Annotated in this window: 18 protein-coding genes, 2 pseudogenes and 1 riboswitch; of the genes and pseudogenes, 7 read left to right on the forward strand and 13 right to left on the reverse strand. The window is 57.4% G+C overall.

The features are described 5' to 3' along the window. Window positions 1–86 precede the first annotated feature (86 nt). Window positions 87–473: a DNA-binding protein gene (locus tag CINSTRO3249_RS04310; RefSeq protein WP_074012335.1), complete on the reverse strand. Its 387-nt coding sequence runs from the start codon at window positions 471–473 to the stop codon at window positions 87–89. 2 nt (window positions 474–475) lie between these two features. Continuing rightward, complete coding sequence (locus CINSTRO3249_RS04315) at window positions 476–718, reverse strand: helix-turn-helix domain-containing protein (RefSeq protein WP_074012336.1); 243 nt, start codon at window positions 716–718, stop codon at window positions 476–478. 176 nt (window positions 719–894) lie between these two features. Here CINSTRO3249_RS04315 and CINSTRO3249_RS04320 point away from each other — a divergent pair, with 176 nt between their 5' ends. After that, on the forward strand, window positions 895–1,440 hold the full coding sequence (locus CINSTRO3249_RS04320; protein WP_074012337.1) for a hypothetical protein: 546 nt from the start codon (window positions 895–897) through the stop codon (window positions 1,438–1,440). Between the two features lie 9 nt (window positions 1,441–1,449). Here the strand turns inward: CINSTRO3249_RS04320 and CINSTRO3249_RS17115 are convergent, their stop codons facing one another. From CINSTRO3249_RS17115 to CINSTRO3249_RS04355, 8 genes and pseudogenes are all read right to left on the reverse strand, one after another. Then, entirely contained in the window at window positions 1,450–1,590 is a 141-nt protein-coding gene (locus tag CINSTRO3249_RS17115) for a hypothetical protein (protein ID WP_174249726.1), read from the reverse strand. Then, entirely contained in the window at window positions 1,574–2,314 is a 741-nt protein-coding gene (locus CINSTRO3249_RS04325; RefSeq protein WP_084790110.1) for a radical SAM protein, read from the reverse strand. The genes CINSTRO3249_RS17115 and CINSTRO3249_RS04325 overlap by 17 nt, the downstream gene beginning before the upstream one ends. Then, window positions 2,311–3,093: a thiazole synthase gene (locus tag CINSTRO3249_RS04330; protein ID WP_074012338.1), complete on the reverse strand. Its 783-nt coding sequence runs from the start codon at window positions 3,091–3,093 to the stop codon at window positions 2,311–2,313. The genes CINSTRO3249_RS04325 and CINSTRO3249_RS04330 overlap by 4 nt, the downstream gene beginning before the upstream one ends. A 3-nt stretch (window positions 3,094–3,096) precedes the next feature. Next, a pseudogene (thiS, locus tag CINSTRO3249_RS04335) lies at window positions 3,097–3,310 on the reverse strand (sulfur carrier protein ThiS). Continuing rightward, a pseudogene (locus CINSTRO3249_RS04340) lies at window positions 3,307–4,159 on the reverse strand (ThiF family adenylyltransferase). The pseudogenes thiS and CINSTRO3249_RS04340 overlap by 4 nt, the downstream one beginning before the upstream one ends. Beyond that, complete coding sequence (gene thiE / locus CINSTRO3249_RS04345) at window positions 4,149–4,799, reverse strand: thiamine phosphate synthase (RefSeq protein ID WP_074012339.1); 651 nt, start codon at window positions 4,797–4,799, stop codon at window positions 4,149–4,151. Before thiE ends, CINSTRO3249_RS04340 begins: the two are co-directional and overlap by 11 nt. Continuing rightward, entirely contained in the window at window positions 4,789–6,717 is a 1,929-nt protein-coding gene (thiC, locus tag CINSTRO3249_RS04350; protein WP_074012340.1) for a phosphomethylpyrimidine synthase ThiC, read from the reverse strand. The genes thiE and thiC overlap by 11 nt, the downstream gene beginning before the upstream one ends. 99 nt (window positions 6,718–6,816) lie before the next feature. Then, a riboswitch (TPP riboswitch) is annotated at window positions 6,817–6,930 on the reverse strand. 87 nt (window positions 6,931–7,017) lie between these two features. Then, window positions 7,018–7,518, reverse strand: a complete 501-nt coding sequence (locus CINSTRO3249_RS04355; protein ID WP_074012349.1) for an Rsd/AlgQ family anti-sigma factor — start codon at window positions 7,516–7,518, stop codon at window positions 7,018–7,020. Window positions 7,519–7,625: 107 nt separating this feature from the next. On the opposite strand from CINSTRO3249_RS04355, the gene nudC reads away from it, so the two are divergent. The 6 genes from nudC to CINSTRO3249_RS04385 all read left to right on the forward strand — a co-directional run bounded on the left by nudC (window position 7,626) and on the right by CINSTRO3249_RS04385 (window position 12,035). Next, a complete protein-coding gene (nudC, locus tag CINSTRO3249_RS04360) occupies window positions 7,626–8,396 on the forward strand; it encodes an NAD(+) diphosphatase (protein ID WP_074012341.1) in 771 nt (256 codons plus the stop codon). A gap of 48 nt (window positions 8,397–8,444) precedes the next feature. Beyond that, complete coding sequence (gene hemE, locus CINSTRO3249_RS04365) at window positions 8,445–9,509, forward strand: uroporphyrinogen decarboxylase (RefSeq protein ID WP_074012342.1); 1,065 nt, start codon at window positions 8,445–8,447, stop codon at window positions 9,507–9,509. An 8-nt stretch (window positions 9,510–9,517) separates the two neighbouring features. Next, the gene (gene nfi, locus CINSTRO3249_RS04370; RefSeq protein ID WP_174249727.1) at window positions 9,518–10,216 is read left to right on the forward strand and encodes a deoxyribonuclease V; all 699 of its coding nucleotides are present in this window, start codon (window positions 9,518–9,520) and stop codon (window positions 10,214–10,216) included. A gap of 57 nt (window positions 10,217–10,273) precedes the next feature. Beyond that, a complete protein-coding gene (locus CINSTRO3249_RS04375; RefSeq protein WP_074012344.1) occupies window positions 10,274–10,864 on the forward strand; it encodes a YjaG family protein in 591 nt (196 codons plus the stop codon). Between the two features lie 189 nt (window positions 10,865–11,053). After that, complete coding sequence (hupA, locus tag CINSTRO3249_RS04380; protein WP_074012345.1) at window positions 11,054–11,326, forward strand: nucleoid-associated protein HU-alpha; 273 nt, start codon at window positions 11,054–11,056, stop codon at window positions 11,324–11,326. A 91-nt stretch (window positions 11,327–11,417) separates the two neighbouring features. Then, window positions 11,418–12,035: a DUF1481 domain-containing protein gene (locus tag CINSTRO3249_RS04385; protein ID WP_254304288.1), complete on the forward strand. Its 618-nt coding sequence runs from the start codon at window positions 11,418–11,420 to the stop codon at window positions 12,033–12,035. Between the two features lie 218 nt (window positions 12,036–12,253). On the opposite strand, the gene purD is transcribed toward CINSTRO3249_RS04385, so the two are convergent. The 3 genes from purD to CINSTRO3249_RS04400 form a co-directional block, all read right to left on the reverse strand. Next, window positions 12,254–13,537, reverse strand: a complete 1,284-nt coding sequence (gene purD, locus CINSTRO3249_RS04390; RefSeq protein WP_074012347.1) for a phosphoribosylamine--glycine ligase — start codon at window positions 13,535–13,537, stop codon at window positions 12,254–12,256. A gap of 19 nt (window positions 13,538–13,556) precedes the next feature. Continuing rightward, on the reverse strand, window positions 13,557–15,146 hold the full coding sequence (gene purH / locus CINSTRO3249_RS04395) for a bifunctional phosphoribosylaminoimidazolecarboxamide formyltransferase/IMP cyclohydrolase (RefSeq protein ID WP_074012348.1): 1,590 nt from the start codon (window positions 15,144–15,146) through the stop codon (window positions 13,557–13,559). Window positions 15,147–15,442: 296 nt separating this feature from the next. After that, window positions 15,443–16,802, reverse strand: a 1,360-nt coding sequence (locus CINSTRO3249_RS04400; protein WP_254304262.1) for a flagellar biosynthesis protein FlhF, incomplete at its 5' end; no start/stop codon positions are given.

The following is a 16,802-nucleotide window of genomic DNA, read 5'->3' on the forward strand; positions in this document are numbered from 1 at the left end:
ATTTCCGCCAAATGGACCATGCCACTCAGAGACTGGAAACCTGCTATGAGCCAATTCATGTTGATGTATGGAGAACGAATCTCCAGTTAAGCGATGGAGCCATTTACACAAAAAAATTTACAGACCCTATCCGTCAGGTCGGCTAACCTGTCCCCAATCAATGCTGGGCAACGGCGGTAAACGTCCAGCTTGCCCGCTTTTTCGAGGTCAGCGCTGGCCTTTGATACCTCTGTTTTACTGGCAGCCGCATCCGCAGGGGCAGCAGTCATCATCTGCTGGAGATGACGCTCGCGGAGTACGCGCTGGGCTTCCGCTGGCAGGCAATCAATGTGGTACTCGTAAGCCTTGGTGCCTGCGCGTTTACGTTTTATGGACTCAGCATTGCCCGCCCATTTATTCAGCGCCAGCCTGATCCCTTGCACGGTGCCCGGTAATCCAGTGATCCCCAGTAATTCGTTTGCGGACACAAACATGATCAAGCGACCTCGCAGGAACGAGGATACCGACTAGGCCAGGTTTCCTCCGGCGTGACGCCGATCGCTTCGGCAACAATGCGTTCGTATTTCTTGCAGGGGCGATCGAGCACGTTTCGTAGTGAATCGGCTTTCAGACCTGCTTTTAACGAGAGTTGCCGTAACGTGAACCCCTTCACATGTACTGCTGCAACAATGTACTCCCTGCGCCAGTCACGGTTTATTTCTTCATTTCTAAGCATCATTCGATTACCCTGAACAGTTAGCGTACCGATAACACGCTGGTGTTATCTGTAGATACGACAATAAGCCTAACTTGAATCAAAGTAAAGCAAATTAGAATTCTTCCTTTCAGTAAAAGCTTTATTGTTAGCCAAGTTAAGAAAAAATTATTTTTTTCAATTAGTTATAGGAAAAGAAAATGACAAGCACCAAAAGCAAGGCTCTTTCCTTGCAATATGATGGAAAAGAAAGCTTTAAAGATCGCCTGCGAGTGCTTATAGGTAACAGAAGTGTCCGTGCGGCGGCAAAAGACTGGGGGATTCCAACATCAACTTTGAACAATTACTTAAGCAAGAATACTCAACCATTGCTAAGTATGGTTCAATTTATTGCTCATAAAGAGAGTGTCAGTATTGACTGGCTGGTAAATGGTCAGCAGGCACAGCAGGATGTATCATTACCTGATGATCAAGACCTGCAAGACCTTAATGCTATTTTAAGATCGCTGGAGCCTGTAGAGCGAAAAAAGCTAGCTAGATTGCTAGGGCGTAAAGGCGCTGAAGTACTGGCATTGCTGCTGGAACAAGGAGGCTTGGATTTACTTAAGCTTTCAGGAGAACAACGGACGGCTGCTTTAAGTTTGCAGGCACTACCGGCTGATCGAGTCAGAGAGATTTTACTTGCTATCAAGCAATGTAGTACCCTTGCGGAGGAAGTAAATTATAAGCATCAGGCCAGTGCTTGATGCACTGGCTCAACCCAAAAGAGTTGGTTTTTTAAGTATTAAAGCTCTTTTAAAAGCGGTTTTAAGGCCGTTGCAGTAAGTATCAAATGTTTTGCCTATAGGCTCTCTTTTGTTCTTTTTTTGTTCATCGGTATCAAATACATAAATCATCCCTAAACCTAAGAAATCCCACGAATTCCCGCCAGATCCCACCAATTCCCGTAAGTATCAAATAAATTACTTCTCTATAGGCTCGCGCCAGACGATCCGGCGTTTCAAGCCGCCAGACAAAATCCTGTTTCTGCCCGCGCAAATGATGGCGCCGATAGGTGGGCGGATGATAGGTTTCCTGATACACCAGCACGCCGTCCAGCCCCAGGCCTTTTAGCTCGGCGTATTCCGCCTGTGAAAGCGGTTGCACCTCCATCATCAGCGAGCTGAATTCCTGGCGCACCAGCGGCACGTAACGACGAAAATAGTCGATGCCGACTTTGCTTTTATGCTCGCCGGTCACCAGCAGTACGTTGTCAATGCCCTTGGCGCGGATAGCCCGGCACTCGCTGAGGATTTCCTGTTCATCCAGCGTTTTGCGGCGGATACGGTTGCTCATGGAAAAGCCGCAGTAAGTGCAATCGTTGGCGCAGAGATTAGACAGGTAAAGCGGCAAGTAAAAATTGATGGTGTTGCCAAAGCGTTGGCGGGTCAACCGCTGCGCTCGCTGAGCCAGCGGCTCCAGATAGGGCAGCGCCGCCGGCGACAGTAGCGCCATCATTTCCGCCGGTCCGGGGTTTTCCGCCGCCAGCGCCCGTTCGACGTCGTGGGCCGTCTGGCTGTGGATCCGCATGCCGACGTCGTCCCATTGGATCTGTTGCCAGTGTTGGGTAAAGGTGGTCATGCTTGCGCCTCCGCCGAGGGGGTTAGAAAGCCGTTCAGCGGGCTGGTGGCGCTGGCTTGACGACGGCGCGGCGCCAGACCGGCCTGGCGGGCCAATTCGCCGGCTTCCAGCGCGACCCGGAAAGCGCGCGCCATGGCAACGGGATCCTGCGCCACGGCAATGGCGGTGTTGACCAGCACCGCTTCCGCGCCCATTTCCAGCGCTTCCAGCGCCTGACTTGGCGCGCTGATACCCGCATCCACCACCACCGGGACCTGCGATTGCTCGATGATAATACGCAGGAAATCACGGGTTTTTAGCCCCTGATTCGAGCCGATAGGCGATCCCAGCGGCATTACCGCCGCGCAACCCGCCTCTGCCAGCCGGCGGCAGAGAACCGGGTCGGCGCCACAGTAGGGCAACACCACAAACCCCTCTTTGACCAACTGCTCCGCCGCTTTTAGTGTTTCTATCGGATCGGGCAACAGGTATTGCATGTCTGGGTGGATTTCAAGCTTGATCCAATGGGTGCCCAGCGCTTCGCGCGCCAAACGGGCGGCGAACACCGCCTCTTCGGCGGTTTTGGCGCCGGACGTATTGGGCAGTAACCGGACGCCGGCCTGCCGTAATGCCGGCAGCAGCGCATCGTCGCCGCCGCGTAAATCGACCCGGCGCATCGCCAGGGTAACCAGTTCGCTGCCGGAGGCGAGGATGGCGTCCAGCATCAGCTGCGCCGAGGCGAATTTGCCGGTACCGGTGAATAAACGCGACTGAAAGGACGTTTCTGCTAGGGTAAACATGGATTAGCCTCCGGCGATTGCCTGGAATAAGAGAATATCGTCACCATCCTGTACCCGGTAATCCGCCCACTGCCGGCGCGGGATGATGGTTTGGTTGACCGCCAGGGCGGGTGCCCGGCGCGGGGTGATGATGTTCCGTGAGTAACACCGCCAGCGTTACCGGCTGCGCCAGCTCCAGCGCCAGCTCCAGCGGCAGGTCGTTAAGTGTGATTTTCATCGGATAACTCTCCGGGCGCTCCCGACCGCCCGCGCGGGGGACGCTGACGCGGCCGCGCAGACCGGACAGTGGGGGTCGCGGTTCAGGCGCAGGGTGCGCCATTGTAAGGTTTTGCCATCGAACAACCGCAATTGGCCGGCGCTATCGCTCGGCATGCCGCAAAGAAGTTTGATTGCCTCCAGCGCCTGTAGCGTGCCCATCATGCCGACCACCGGGCCCACAACCCCGGCGGTGCGGCAGTTGCGTTGGAGCTCTTCTTTATCTGGAAACAGGGAGGCATAGCAGCCCTCGCGCCATGGCGGGCGTAAGGTGAGCAACTGGCCGTCGAAACCGACCGCGCTGGCGCTGATAAGCGCGGTGCCCCGCCGCACGCAGGCGGCATTGATGGCGTGGCGGGTGGCCATATTATCGCTACAATCCAGCACCAGATCGGCGCGTGCAACCTGCTGGTCAAGCCAATCGCCCTCCAGCCGCCGCGTAAGCGGCAGGTAGCGGCCGCCGGGGTTGAGCGCCGCCAGCGCCCGCTGCGCGGCTTGTGCCTTCGACTGGCCGATTTCGTCGCTGCGGTAAAGGATCTGCCGTTGCAAATTGGTCATGTGCAGCGCATCGTCATCGGCCAATAGTAGCGTGCCGACGCCGGCGGCCGCCAGATACAGCGCAGCCGGCGAGCCCAGACCCGCCCAACCCGGCCAGCAGCACCGTCGCCGCCTGCAGCCGTTGTTGACCTTCAATGCCGATATCCTCTAGCAAGAGCTGGCGGCTGTAGCGTAAGAATGCCTGATCGTCCAACGCCGCGGCCGTTGGCGGGCAAACGGCAGTGGCCGTGGTGCGCTGTCGATCATCGTTCATGGTCACGCTCCCATGCCGCTATTTGCTGTTGCAAGTCCTTGGTCGCCTGGCGCCAGTCTGGCGCCCGGGTGATAGTGCTGACCACCGCCACGCTGCCGACGCCACAGGCCAGCACCGCTTCTACCTGTTCGCGACCGATGCCGCCGATGGCAACCGTCGGCATCGGCGGCAGCTCGGCAACCAGACGTCGCAGCGTCTCTAACCCCTGCGGCCGGGAGGGCATGACTTTGGTGGCGGTGGGAAAAATATGGCCGAGGGCAATATAAGAGGGCCGCCAGGCCAGCGCGCGCGCCAGCTCTGCCCCGTCATGGGTGGACAGGCCCAGCCGCAGACCGGCGGCGCGGATGGCGTCGGCGTCGGCGCTATCCATATCCTCCTGACCCAGATGCACGCCGTAGGCGCCATGATGAATAGCCAACCGCCAGTAATCGTTAATAAACACCCGGGCGTCGTAACGGCGACCCAGCAGGACCGCCGCCTCGATATCCGCCGTCACCTGCGCCTCGCTGCTGTCTTTAATGCGCAATTGCACCGTTGTGACGCCGGCATCCAGCATGCGCACCAGCCAGGCCAGCGAATCCACCACCGGATAAAGGCCGAGTCGATGCGGTACCGGTGCGAAAGGAGAATTAGTATTCATCGCTCACCTCGCTACTGGACGACGGCAGATAGATATCCCCGCCGCGGGCCCGGAACGCCGACGCCATGTCGGCCATCCCCGCGGCTTTGGCCTGTGCCGCCTGTGCATCGGCGTAATCGCGCACTTCGCGGGATATTTTCATTGAACAGAATTTCGGACCGCACATGGAGCAGAAATGCGCCACTTTACCCGACGCCTGCGGTAGCGTTTCGTCGTGAAAGGCGCGGGCGGTGTCCGGATCCAGCGCCAGATTGAATTGATCTTCCCAGCGAAATTCAAAGCGCGCTTTCGACATGGCGTTATCACGGATTTGCGCGCCGGGATGGCCCTTGGCGAGATCGGCGGCGTGGGCGGCGATTTTGTACGTAATCAGTCCCTGTTTGACGTCTTCTTTATTCGGTAACCCCAGATGCTCTTTCGGCGTGACATAGCACAGCATCGCGCAGCCGTACCAGCCAATCAGCGCCGCGCCGATACCGGACGTGATATGGTCATAGCCGGGGGCAATATCGGTGGTAAGCGGCCCCAGCGTATAGAAAGGCGCTTCATGGCAATGCGTCAGCTGTTCGGTCATATTGCGCCGGATCATCTGCATCGGCACATGTCCCGGACCTTCAATCATGACCTGCACATCGTATTCCCAGGCGATTTTGGTCAGCTCGCCCAGGGTATAGAGCTCGGCGAATTGCGCTTCATCGTTGGCGTCCTGAATCGAACCGGGGCGCAGGCCGTCCCCCAGCGACAACGCCACATCATAGGCGGCGCAGATCTGGCAAATGTCGCGGAAATGCGTATACAGGAAGTTTTCCTGGTGATGAGACAGGCACCATTTGGCCATGATGGAGCCGCCGCGTGAGACGATACCGGTCAGGCGTCGCGCGGTCATCGGCACATAGCGCAGCAGCACGCCCGCGTGCAGGGTAAAATAATCCACGCCCTGTTCCGCCTGCTCCAACAGCGTGTCGCGGAAAATCTCCCAAGTGAGGTTTTCCGCTACTCCATGAACTTTTTCCAGCGCCTGATACAGGGGGACGGTACCGATGGGTACCGGGCTATTGCGCAAAATCCACTCGCGCGTTTCATGAATATAGCGCCCGGTAGAAAGGTCCATCACGGTATCCGCGCCCCAGCGGGTGGCCCATACCAGCTTTTCCACTTCTTCCTCGATGGAAGAGGTCACCGCCGAGTTACCGATGTTGGCGTTGACCTTAACCAAAAAGTGGCGGCCAATGATCATCGGCTCCGATTCGGGGTGATTGATATTGGCGGGAATAATGGCGCGGCCTGCGGCCACTTCTTGGCGCACGAACTCCGCGCTGATATTTTCCGCCAGCGCTGCGCCGAACGCCTGGCCCAAGTGCTGCTGGCGGAGGGTCTCGCCGCGGATGCGTTCCCGCCCCATATTTTCCCGCAGCGCGATAAATTCCATTTCCGGCGTGATGATACCGGCCCGGGCGTAGTGCAATTGGGTGACGCAGCGGCCTGCGCGTGCGCGCTGCGGCGTGGGCGGCGTGGCAAAGCGCAGGTGGTCCAGTCCGGCATCGTCGCGGCGCGCGCTGCTGTAACCCGAGCTGAGCGCCGGCACCGGTTCGCTGTCCTGGCGCGCCGCGATCCATTGCGCGCGCAGCGGCGACAGTCCGGCGCGGACATTGATGGGTACCGTCGGGTCGCCATAGGGACCGGCGGTATCGTATACCGGCACCGGTTCGTTATCCTCATATTGCGCATCGTCACCTTGGCCGCCGATATGGGTGGGGCTGAGCTGTATTTCGCGCATCGGTACGCGGACTGACGGGTGCTGCCCTTGTATATAGATGCGGCGGGAGCGGGGAAAATCGGTGCCGGTGAGGGTATCGATAAACGCCTGCGCCTGCGCGCGGCGGGTACGGCGTGAGCCGGGAGCAGATGAGTGTGACATAGCAAGTTCCTCAATAAGATTACCGGGAGTTGCTTGTCAGGAGCGCTACGGGGAGTAATGGAGGACGCCAAGGCCGCAAAGGGGCATTGACGCCAACGTGGCTGAATTACTCTTGTTCCCTTCGCAGGTTTTAACCTGATCAGGTTCCGCGGATCCCGAATTAACGGTCTCAGCCCGGCGTAACATACGCGCTGGGCACTCTGACAAGATAATGGTCCGCCAGGCGGACCGCAAACCGACTACATTTTCTTTGCACTTAACCGGAACGGCGGCACCTGCGCCGATCGTTGCCGGGATGACTCAGGCCGGCCGGGCAATATCGGCGCTGTTGGCGGCGGGGAGGGCCGATGCGGCTTGCACACTGTACTCCATCGCTTGCTGAATCAGTTTATCCTCAAGGACGAAACGCGTCGCCAGCGCTTCGCCCACGCCCGACAACGCTTCCTGGAATGACAGACAGTTGTCGTGGTCAATGGCGTTTTCAAAATGGCTGTCGTAGAGCGCCATGATTTGCTGCGTGTTTTCCTGCAGACCGCTGTAGGTCAGCGCGGACGAGCTCTCGCCCTCCGGCACGATACGATCGTAAACGTGGAAATGCCCGGCGGAGAGATAATCCACCAACTGATGGCAAAAGGCGTCCAGCGCTTCTTCGTCCAGCGGAGTATGCTTTTCTTTGTTGGGCTTGAGGCCGATCAAATGGTAATAAGCCACTAAAAGTCCTTTGCGGGCCTGTAACCATTGATCAATAAGTTCATTATTGCCACCAACGCATTTCGCCAGGTTTTCCAACTGGTTTAGCATGATTGACTCCGAAGTGATAAAAATAACGCTGCGTGACTGATAAATAAAAGCGAGCAAAACGTTAAGGTTTTCTAGCTTGCCAGTGAACAAGAGGTAATGCAACTAAAATGGAACACGAACTTAGCGGGAATGAACAGGGCTGGTGGGTGGTCAGCCAGGAGGCCAAACTCTGGCTGCCGAAGGGGGAGCTGCCCTTTGGTAGCGCGGCGGCGGCCGGGCTTACCGGCTTGCCCGCGCTGCCTATCGGCGAATGGGCGGGGGCCACCGTTTGGCTGGTGCGCCGAACGATGCCGCGGGATATGGGATCGGTACGGCAAATACTTGATGCCGAACCGGGCCTGTTTCAGCTTGCCGGACGGGGCGCGCAGCTCGCGGAGTTCTACCGTTCCCATCGCCACTGCGGCTATTGCGGCCACGCCATGCGCCTCAGCAAGACGGAATGGGCCTGTTTGTGCGACCACTGCCATGAACGGTATTACCCGCAAATCGCGCCCTGCATTATCGTGGCTATCCGTCGCGATGAGCGTATTTTGCTGGCGCGCCACAGCCGCCATCGCGGGGAAATCTATACCGTGCTGGCCGGCTTTGTCGAAGTGGGTGAGACGCTGGAACAATGCGTGGCGCGCGAGGTAATGGAGGAGACGCAGGTGCGGGTCAAAAATGTGCGTTACGTGACCTCGCAGCCCTGGCCGTTTCCCCATTCGCTGATGATGGCGTTCATGGCCGAATATGACGGTGGCGATATCCGGCACGATCCCCATGAGCTTCTCGACGCCGGCTGGTATCGTTACGACGCGCTGCCGCTGCTGCCGCCGCCAGGGACCGTAGCGCGCCGGCTGATTGAAGATACCGTCGCGCTGTGCCGCGCGCATCGGTAAAACCCGGCGTACATGCTACAATTCACCTCTAACAGCAAGGAAACCTGAATGAGTGAATTGAAAAACGACCGTTATTTGCGCGCGCTGCTGCGCCAGCCGGTCGACGTAACGCCCGTTTGGATGATGCGCCAGGCCGGCCGTTATTTGCCGGAATACAAAGCGACGCGCGCCGAGGCCGGTGATTTCATGGCGCTGTGCCGCAATGCCGATCTGGCCTGTGAAGTGACGCTGCAGCCGCTGCGTCGTTTTCCGCTGGATGCCGCCATTTTGTTTTCCGATATTCTCACCGTCCCGGACGCAATGGGGCTGGGTCTGTGGTTTGAACAGGGTGAAGGACCGCGCTTTGCCCGGCCGATTCAGCATCGGCGCGACGTGGAACAGCTGCCGATACCCGATCCCGAACAGGAGCTCGGCTATGTGATGAATGCGGTGCGCGCCATCCGACAGCGTTTGCAGGGGGCGGTGCCGCTCATCGGCTTCTCGGGCAGTCCCTGGACGCTGGCCACCTATATGGTGGAAGGCGGCAGCAGCAAAGCCTTCAATAAAATCAAACAGATGCTGTACGCCGAGCCGGAAACGTTACATTTGCTGTTAGATAAATTGGCGGACAGCGTCGTGCTGTATCTCAACGGGCAAATCCGCGCCGGCGCCCAGGCGGTCATGCTGTTCGACACCTGGGGCGGCGCGCTGACCGGCGCCGACTATCGCGAGTTTTCCCTGCACTATATGCACAAAATCGTTGACGGCCTGCTGCGTGAGCAGGAGGGCCGTCGGGTGCCGGTGACACTATTCACCAAAGGCGGCGGTCAGTGGCTGGAGGCGATGGCCGCCACCGGCTGCGATGCGCTTGGCCTCGACTGGAGCACCGATATCGCGGACGCCCGCCGCCGGGTCGGCGACAAAGTGGCGCTGCAGGGCAATATGGATCCATCGGTGCTCTATGGCTCGCCGGCGCGAATTGAGCGCGAAGTTGCGACTATTCTGGACGCTTTCGGCCCGGGCGAAGGGCATGTGTTCAATCTCGGGCACGGTATTCATCAGGAAGTGCCGCCGGCGCATGCGGGCCATTTCGTGGCAGCGGTACACCGGCTGTCGCCGTCCTATCACCGCTAGGATATTCAATTATGGATATCGCTGCACTGCGCGCCGAACAAATAGCCACGGCGGGGAAAGTCATTCGGCACGACGATTTTGCCTTTAGCCAGCCCGGGCTTATCGCCGGCGCGGATGTCGGCTTTGAACAGGGGGGCGAGGTGACTCGTGCCGCCATTGCCCTGCTGCGCTTTCCGTCGCTGGAGCTCGTCGAGTTTCAGGTGGCGCGGGTCACTACCACGATGCCGTATATTCCCGGTTTTCTGTCGTTTCGCGAATACCCGGCGCTGTTGGCGGCATGGGATAAACTTGGCCACCGTCCGGATCTGCTGCTGGTGGATGGCCATGGCATCTCGCATCCCCGGCGTCTTGGCGTGGCGAGCCATTTCGGCCTGTTGGTCGATATTCCGACCATCGGCGTCGCCAAGCGCCGCTTATGCGGCAAATTCGCGCCGCTGGCGGAAGCACAGGGCGCGCTGGCGCCGCTGATGGACAAGGGGGAGCAACTGGCGTGGGTGTGGCGCAGTAAATTACGCTGCAATCCGCTGTTTATTTCCACCGGCCATCGGGTGGGGCTGGCATCCGCCCTGCACTGGGTGCAACTTTGCATGCGCGGTTACCGTCTCCCTGAGCCAACGCGTTGGGCGGATGCGGTGGCGTCAAACCGCACGGCTTTCCAGCGCTGGCAGCAGGCGCGGGAGGACGCGGACTTTTTCCCGCCGCAATAGGGTCCGGGGAAAATTTCAGGTAAACTGCGCGCAAGTTAAAGAGTAATGGGACACCCGATGTTACGTAATCCGATACATTTACGCCTGGAAAAGCTGGAAAGCTGGCAACATATCACGTTTATGGCGTCGCTCTGTGAGCGTATGTATCCTAATTACCAGCTGTTTTGTCAGCAAACCGGTTTCGGCGACGCGGCTATCTTTCGGCGCATTCTGGATCTCGTCTGGGAGACGTTGATAGTAAAAGATGCTAAGGTCAATTTTGATTTACAGCTGGAAAAGCTGGAGGAAGCGATTCCTGCCGCCGATGATTATGACTTTTACGGCGTTTATCCCGCGATAGACGCCTGTGTTGCACTCAGTGAAGTTTTGCATTCCCGTTTGAGCGGAGAAACGTTGTCGCATGCTATCACCGTAAGCGAGACGTCAATTCGCAGCGTGGCGATGGTTGAAATGACCCAGGCGGAACGGGAAATGACCGAAGAAGCGCTTAATGCGCTGCCGGCTATTGAGCAGGAATGGGATGTGCAATGGGAAATTTATCGTTTATTGGCGGATTGCGAAGATCGTGATATTGAATTGATTAAAGGACTGCGCGCCGATCTGCGCGAGGCCGGAATTAGCAATATTGGGATAAATTTGCAGCAATAAGGCAGAAAAACGTGATTTAACACCTGTTTTGCGGGTCCATAAGGCTTCACATTAGCACCCTGTCTGGTCTACATTTGGGGGGCGTGAAAAAAGTGGCTATCGGTGCGTGTATGCAGGAGAGTGCTGTCAATCGGCATATCCGTCGCACTCGATGCTTAGCAAGCGATAAACACACTGTAAGGATAACATATGAACAAGACTCAACTGATTGATGTAATTGCTGATAAAGCTGATCTTTCTAAGGCACAAGCGAAGTCGGCGCTGGAATCCACTTTGGCAGCAATTACCGAGTCTCTTAAAAAGGGTGATGCAGTACAATTGGTTGGTTTCGGCACTTTCAAAATTAATCATCGTAGCGAACGCACTGGCCGCAATCCGCAGACTGGCAAAGAAATCAAAATCGCAGCTGCCAACGTGCCTGCCTTTGTTTCTGGTAAAGCATTGAAAGACGCAGTCAAATAAAAGCAGTGTGCAGGTGAAAACAATAAGCAGAGGGGCAATTACGCCCCTTTTGTCTTTACGGCTGTGTGGTCGCATAGGGCTTATGGCTCTGATGCTGACGGCATGTAGCTACCATCAATCGCCTCCCGCGTTTACCGCCACCGGCTATATCGCCGATCGCGGCGCCATGCGTCTGTGGCGTAAAGACGACACCGCCAGCGGACGCGTGACGCTTGAAAGCGTCTACAGTCCCTACCGCGGCGGTGATACCACCGTGACCCGCTATGAATATCAGCAGGACGAGGTGCGTCAGATTCGCCGTCAGCAGAGCGGAGAGCAGCCTGAAACGGTACAGCTTCGCTTCGATGCGCAAGGTCACCTCAGTTTCATGCAGCGTGAGCGCGGGCAGCGGCGGGAGTCGCTAAGCGATGACGAAACGGCGCTGTATCAGTTCGAGGCCCGTCGCCTGCTGGAGGTCAGCCAGGCGCTGCGCGCCGGCCGCGTCCGGTTGAAGCAAGGGGTTTGGCAGAACGGCGTTATTACGCTTTGCCAGGGCGGGCCGGTGGCGCCGAATTTCGATGCGCGCGCGGCAGGCTGGCTGGCCGCCCGTACCCGTCATACGTCGGGCGCCTTGGGCATCGCCTGGCTGGAGGCGCCGGAAGGCACCCAATTATTGCTGGTCGCCAACGAGGATTTCTGCCGCTGGCAACCGAATGAGGACGATCTTTAGCTCGCCGTTGGCATCCGAATAAGGACGGTCTTTAGCTCGCCGCTGGCAGCCGAATAAGGACGGTCTTTAGCTCGCTGTGGCAGCCGAATGAGGACGATCTTTAGCTCGCCCTGGCAGCCGAATGAGGGCGATTTTTAGCTCGTTTGGCAGCCGAATAAGGACGGTCTTTAGCTCGCCGTGGCAGAGCGGGCTAGCGTAGGCCCGCCCTGGCAGCGGCATCAGGCGTCGCGGGCGATAGCGCGGTAGCCGATATCGCGGCGACAGAAGCTTTCCCGCCATTGGACAGGCTGGGCCGCGCGGTAGGCCTTCGCCTGCGCATCAGCAACGGTGGCTCCCAGCGCGGTGACGCATAGTACGCGGCCTCCCTGGGTCAGTACCTTGCCCTGATGCAGGCGGGTACCGGCGTGAAAGATTTTTTCTCCTTCCGCCTCGGTTACCGGTAGACCGCTGATTTCATCCCCGGTGCGGTAGTCGCCGGGATAGCCTCCCGCCGCCAGTACCACACCCAGCGCCGGCCGTTCATCCCACTCGGACCTCTCCTCGTGCAAACGGCCTTCGGTGGCCGCCAGGCAGTGGGCGACCAGATCAGAGCGCATGCGCAGCATGATAGGTTGGGTTTCCGGATCGCCAAAGCGGCAGTTGAACTCAATCACCTTCGGCTGACCATCAGGGCTTATCATCAAGCCGGCATACAGAAAGCCGGTGTAGACATTCCCTTCCGCCGCCATCCCCTTTACCGTTGGCCAAATGACCTGCTCCATTACCCGGCGGTGCACCTCATCGGTCACTACCGGCGCCGGTGAATAGGCGCCCATGCCGCCGGTGTTCGGCCCGGTATCCCCATCGCCGACGCGTTTATGATCCTGGCTGGTGGCCATGGGCAACACATGTTCACCGTCCACCATGACAATAAAGCTGGCCTCTTCGCCCTCGAGAAATTCCTCAATGACAATACGATGCCCGGCATCGCCAAAGGCGTTACCGGCCAGCATATCGTTTACGGCGGATTTCGCTTCCTCCAGCGTCATGGCGACGATTACGCCTTTTCCGGCGGCCAGGCCGTCCGCTTTGATGACGATCGGCGCCCCTTGCTGACGCACATAGTCCAGCGCCGGCGTAACCTCGGTAAAGTTTTCATAGCGCGCGGTCGGTATACCGTGGTGGGCGAGAAAGTCTTTGCTGAAAGCTTTGGAGCCTTCCAACTGCGCGGTGGCCTGCGTCGGGCCGAAAATCTTCAGATCGGCGGCGCGGAAGGCATCCACCACGCCCTGCACCAGCGGCGCTTCAGGGCCGACAATAGTCAGCCCGATGTGATGCTCGTGGGCGAAGGCGACCAGCGCCGGGATATCGGTGGCGGCGATATCCACATTTTGCAGCGTCGGCTCCAGCGCGGTGCCGGCATTGCCGGGCGCGACATAGACATTGTCGGCAAGCGTCGACTGCGCGGCTTTCCAGGCCAAGGCGTGTTCACGTCCACCGTTGCCGATAATTAAAATATTCATGGCGAGCTAACTCCTGAGCTTAATGGCGGAAATGACGCATATGGGTGAAGATCATGGCAATGCCATGCTCATTGGCGGCGGCGATGACTTCGTTATCGCGAATCGATCCCCCTGGCTGAATGACGCAACGCACACCTACCGCCGCCGCGGCATCAATACCGTCGCGGAAGGGGAAAAAGGCATCTGAGGCCATCGCCGAACCCTTGACGTCCAGACCTTCGTCCGCTGCCTTGATGCCGGCGATTTTTGCCGAATAAACGCGGCTCATTTGCCCGGCGCCGATACCGATGGTGCGCTGGTCGCGGGCATAAACGATGGCATTGGATTTCACGAACTTGGCCACTTTCCAGCAGAAAAGCGCATCACGCATTTCTTCTTCGGTCGGCTGGCGCTCGGTGACCACACTCAAATCCTGCAGGTCCACCATGCCGACATCGCGCTCCTGCACCAGCAGGCCGCCGTTAACCCGTTTGAAGTCCAATCCCGGCGACGGCTGCTGCAACGTGCCGCAGGCCAGTACCCTCACGTTCTGCTTGCCGGCCAGCACGGCCAGAGCGTCGTCGTCGACCGCAGGCGCGATGATGACCTCGACAAACTGGCGACTCACAATCGCTTTGGCGGTTTCGGCGTCCAGCGTCTGGTTGAAAGCGATAATCCCGCCAAACGCGGACGTTGGGTCGGTTTGGTAGGCGCGATCATAGGCCGCCAGCAAGGTATCGCCGGTAGCCACGCCGCACGGGTTGGCATGCTTGACAATAACGCAAGCCACCTCGGTAAAGGTTTTTACGCATTCGAGCGCTGCATCGGTATCGGCGATATTATTGTAAGAAAGCGCCTTTCCCTGTAGCTGCTGCGCGGTGGCCACCGACGCTTCCGGCGTCTCGGGATCGGTATAAAACGCCGCCAGCTGGTGGCCGTTCTCGCCGTAGCGCATATCCTGTTTCTTGATAAAGTTAAGATTGAGGGTGCGCGGGAAGCGGCCGGAAGGCTGCTTTGCATCGCCGTGATAGGCCGGCACCTGGCTGCCGAAATAGTTGGCAATCATACTGTCATAGGCGGCGGTGTGTTCAAAGGCCTTGATAGCGAGGTCGAAACGCGTCTCCAGGGTGAGCGATCCGCTGTGCTGATCCATTTCCGCCACCACCGCGGGATAGTCGGTGCTATTGACCACAATGGCGACATCTTTATGGTTCTTGGCGGCGGAGCGCACCATGGTCGGGCCACCGATATCAATATTTTCCACCGCCTCTTCACGGGTACACTCCGCGCGCGCCACCGTGGCGGCAAAGGGATACAGGTTAACGACCACCATGTCGATCGGGGCAATGTCGTGCTCGCGCATAATGGCGTCATCGATATCGCGCCGGCCCAGGATCCCGCCATGCACTTTGGGATGCAGCGTTTTAACCCGCCCGTCCATCATTTCGGGAAAGCCCGTATAGTCGGACACTTCGGTGACCGGTAGACCCGCTTCGGCCAGCAGGCGGGCGGTGCCGCCGGTGGAAAGCAGCTCAACGCCGCGCTCGGACAGCGACCGGGCGAACGCCAGAATACCGGTTTTATCGGAAACGCTTAGCAGCGCGCGACGGACAGGACGTGGTGGTTGCATGGCAAATGACCCTTGATATGAATAGCAATGATGTTACTTGGTATTGATCGGCAATGCCGGAGTGGCATCTCGCCCGCGGTCACCCGACCCGGACGGGAAAAAGTTGCCTGAATTGTAGCGAAAACGATTGCGCGATGCTCGCCAAATTTTGTCTCTGCGCCGTAGGTTGTGGATAAGTTTGTGTAAAAGCAGGTATAAGCCGGTATTTGCTGTGGAAAGCAGCAAACAGACGAAATTGATGAAAATAGCGGTTGCCACGGGGCCGGAACCCCCTATAATGCATAGGTATCTACACATCAGGGAGGAGGCTTAAGAGCAACTCTCGCTAAATGAGTAAGTTCTTCCAGACTATATTCCGATAATAATTTTAGTGTATTCAACAAGATGGATAGGCCAGCGAGCAGAGCAGGAGCGCTCTCTCTGCGGCCTCGCTTTTGCTGTCGTCCTGACAAGCGACATATCAGCTGGCGGGCTGCCGCATTTTCTTCTCCTTCAGCGCGTTGCAGCCGCCATACCAGAACAGCAGCCATACTGGCTATTAACAACCTGCGTAGTACGGCTGGCGCGCTGCGCTGAAGCCATGTTTCTACGTCATGTCCGGCACCTTTCAGCAACTTAAAAAATGATTCAATATTCCAGCGCCAGTAATACCAACGAGCTACTTCCTCGCAGGTGATCTCGCTGCAAACGTTTGTAAGCAGCGTCCAGCGTCCCACCACATTACCGAGATCATCCGTAAGCCGAACAACAACCAATCTGACCGTCAGAGGCTCTCCAGGTTGGATTTTTATGCGGCGGCCGGTTTCTTTATCTTTACGCTTCTGCTGCGCAGCTCGGGTTATGACTATCGAGGTTTCACTGATTTCCATATCAGCTTTTTTCCCTTTCCAGTCTACCTGTCCGCATCCGTTGTATGGCAGAAGAGCAGCAATCTCACCAATTTTCAATGAATTACCTTGCCACTCTGCACCATGTCCTTCTTTTCCTCGGATAAGCCAGCATATTCCTTGAGTACTCAACGTCCGCATATGTCCAATAGAGTCACCCTCTCTATCAATTATATGAATCAGCTTTTTACCTATATTAAGCGATTCCACACGGGCAATATCGGTCGTCAAGGCGTCCATATGTGTCTGCCGTTCGGACAGTCCTTCCGCCAACGTTGAATGACAACCGGTTGCATCGGTAAGTGTCTGAGATAGAGGCGCTATTGGCAAACCCGTGCCAGCATCAACCAGCAAGCTGCTTTGAAGTTCATATCCAACATCGCCACCGTGCGTCATTTTTAAGCGTCCGTATTTGGCATGATGGTAAAGAAATTGTAAACGTGACCAATCATGAACAACGAGAGCGTATGGATGCGGGCTAAGCGAAATTTGCTCAAGTGCTAGCGAAATAATTGGCTCATTGAGTTGACTGAAGCTAATTCGCTTATTATTCAGAAAACGCCAGACAGCTTGGGTAGTTGCGAAAGTTGATTTTTGAGCACTTGCGAGGTCTTTAACCGCAGAAGCAAGAAGAGCCGCGGGCGTCATATGCTGTTTAACCAGCGTCTGATATCGGCGGGTAAGGCGAGAGTCAATCCCGCCAACAGATAGGTTGAAATCATTCTGCAAAGTAATAACAGGTATCACGATAAATGTGTAGATACCTATG

This window comes from Candidatus Sodalis sp. SoCistrobi (assembly GCF_900143145.1).
Taxonomy (GTDB): Bacteria; Pseudomonadota; Gammaproteobacteria; order Enterobacterales; family Enterobacteriaceae; genus SoCistrobi.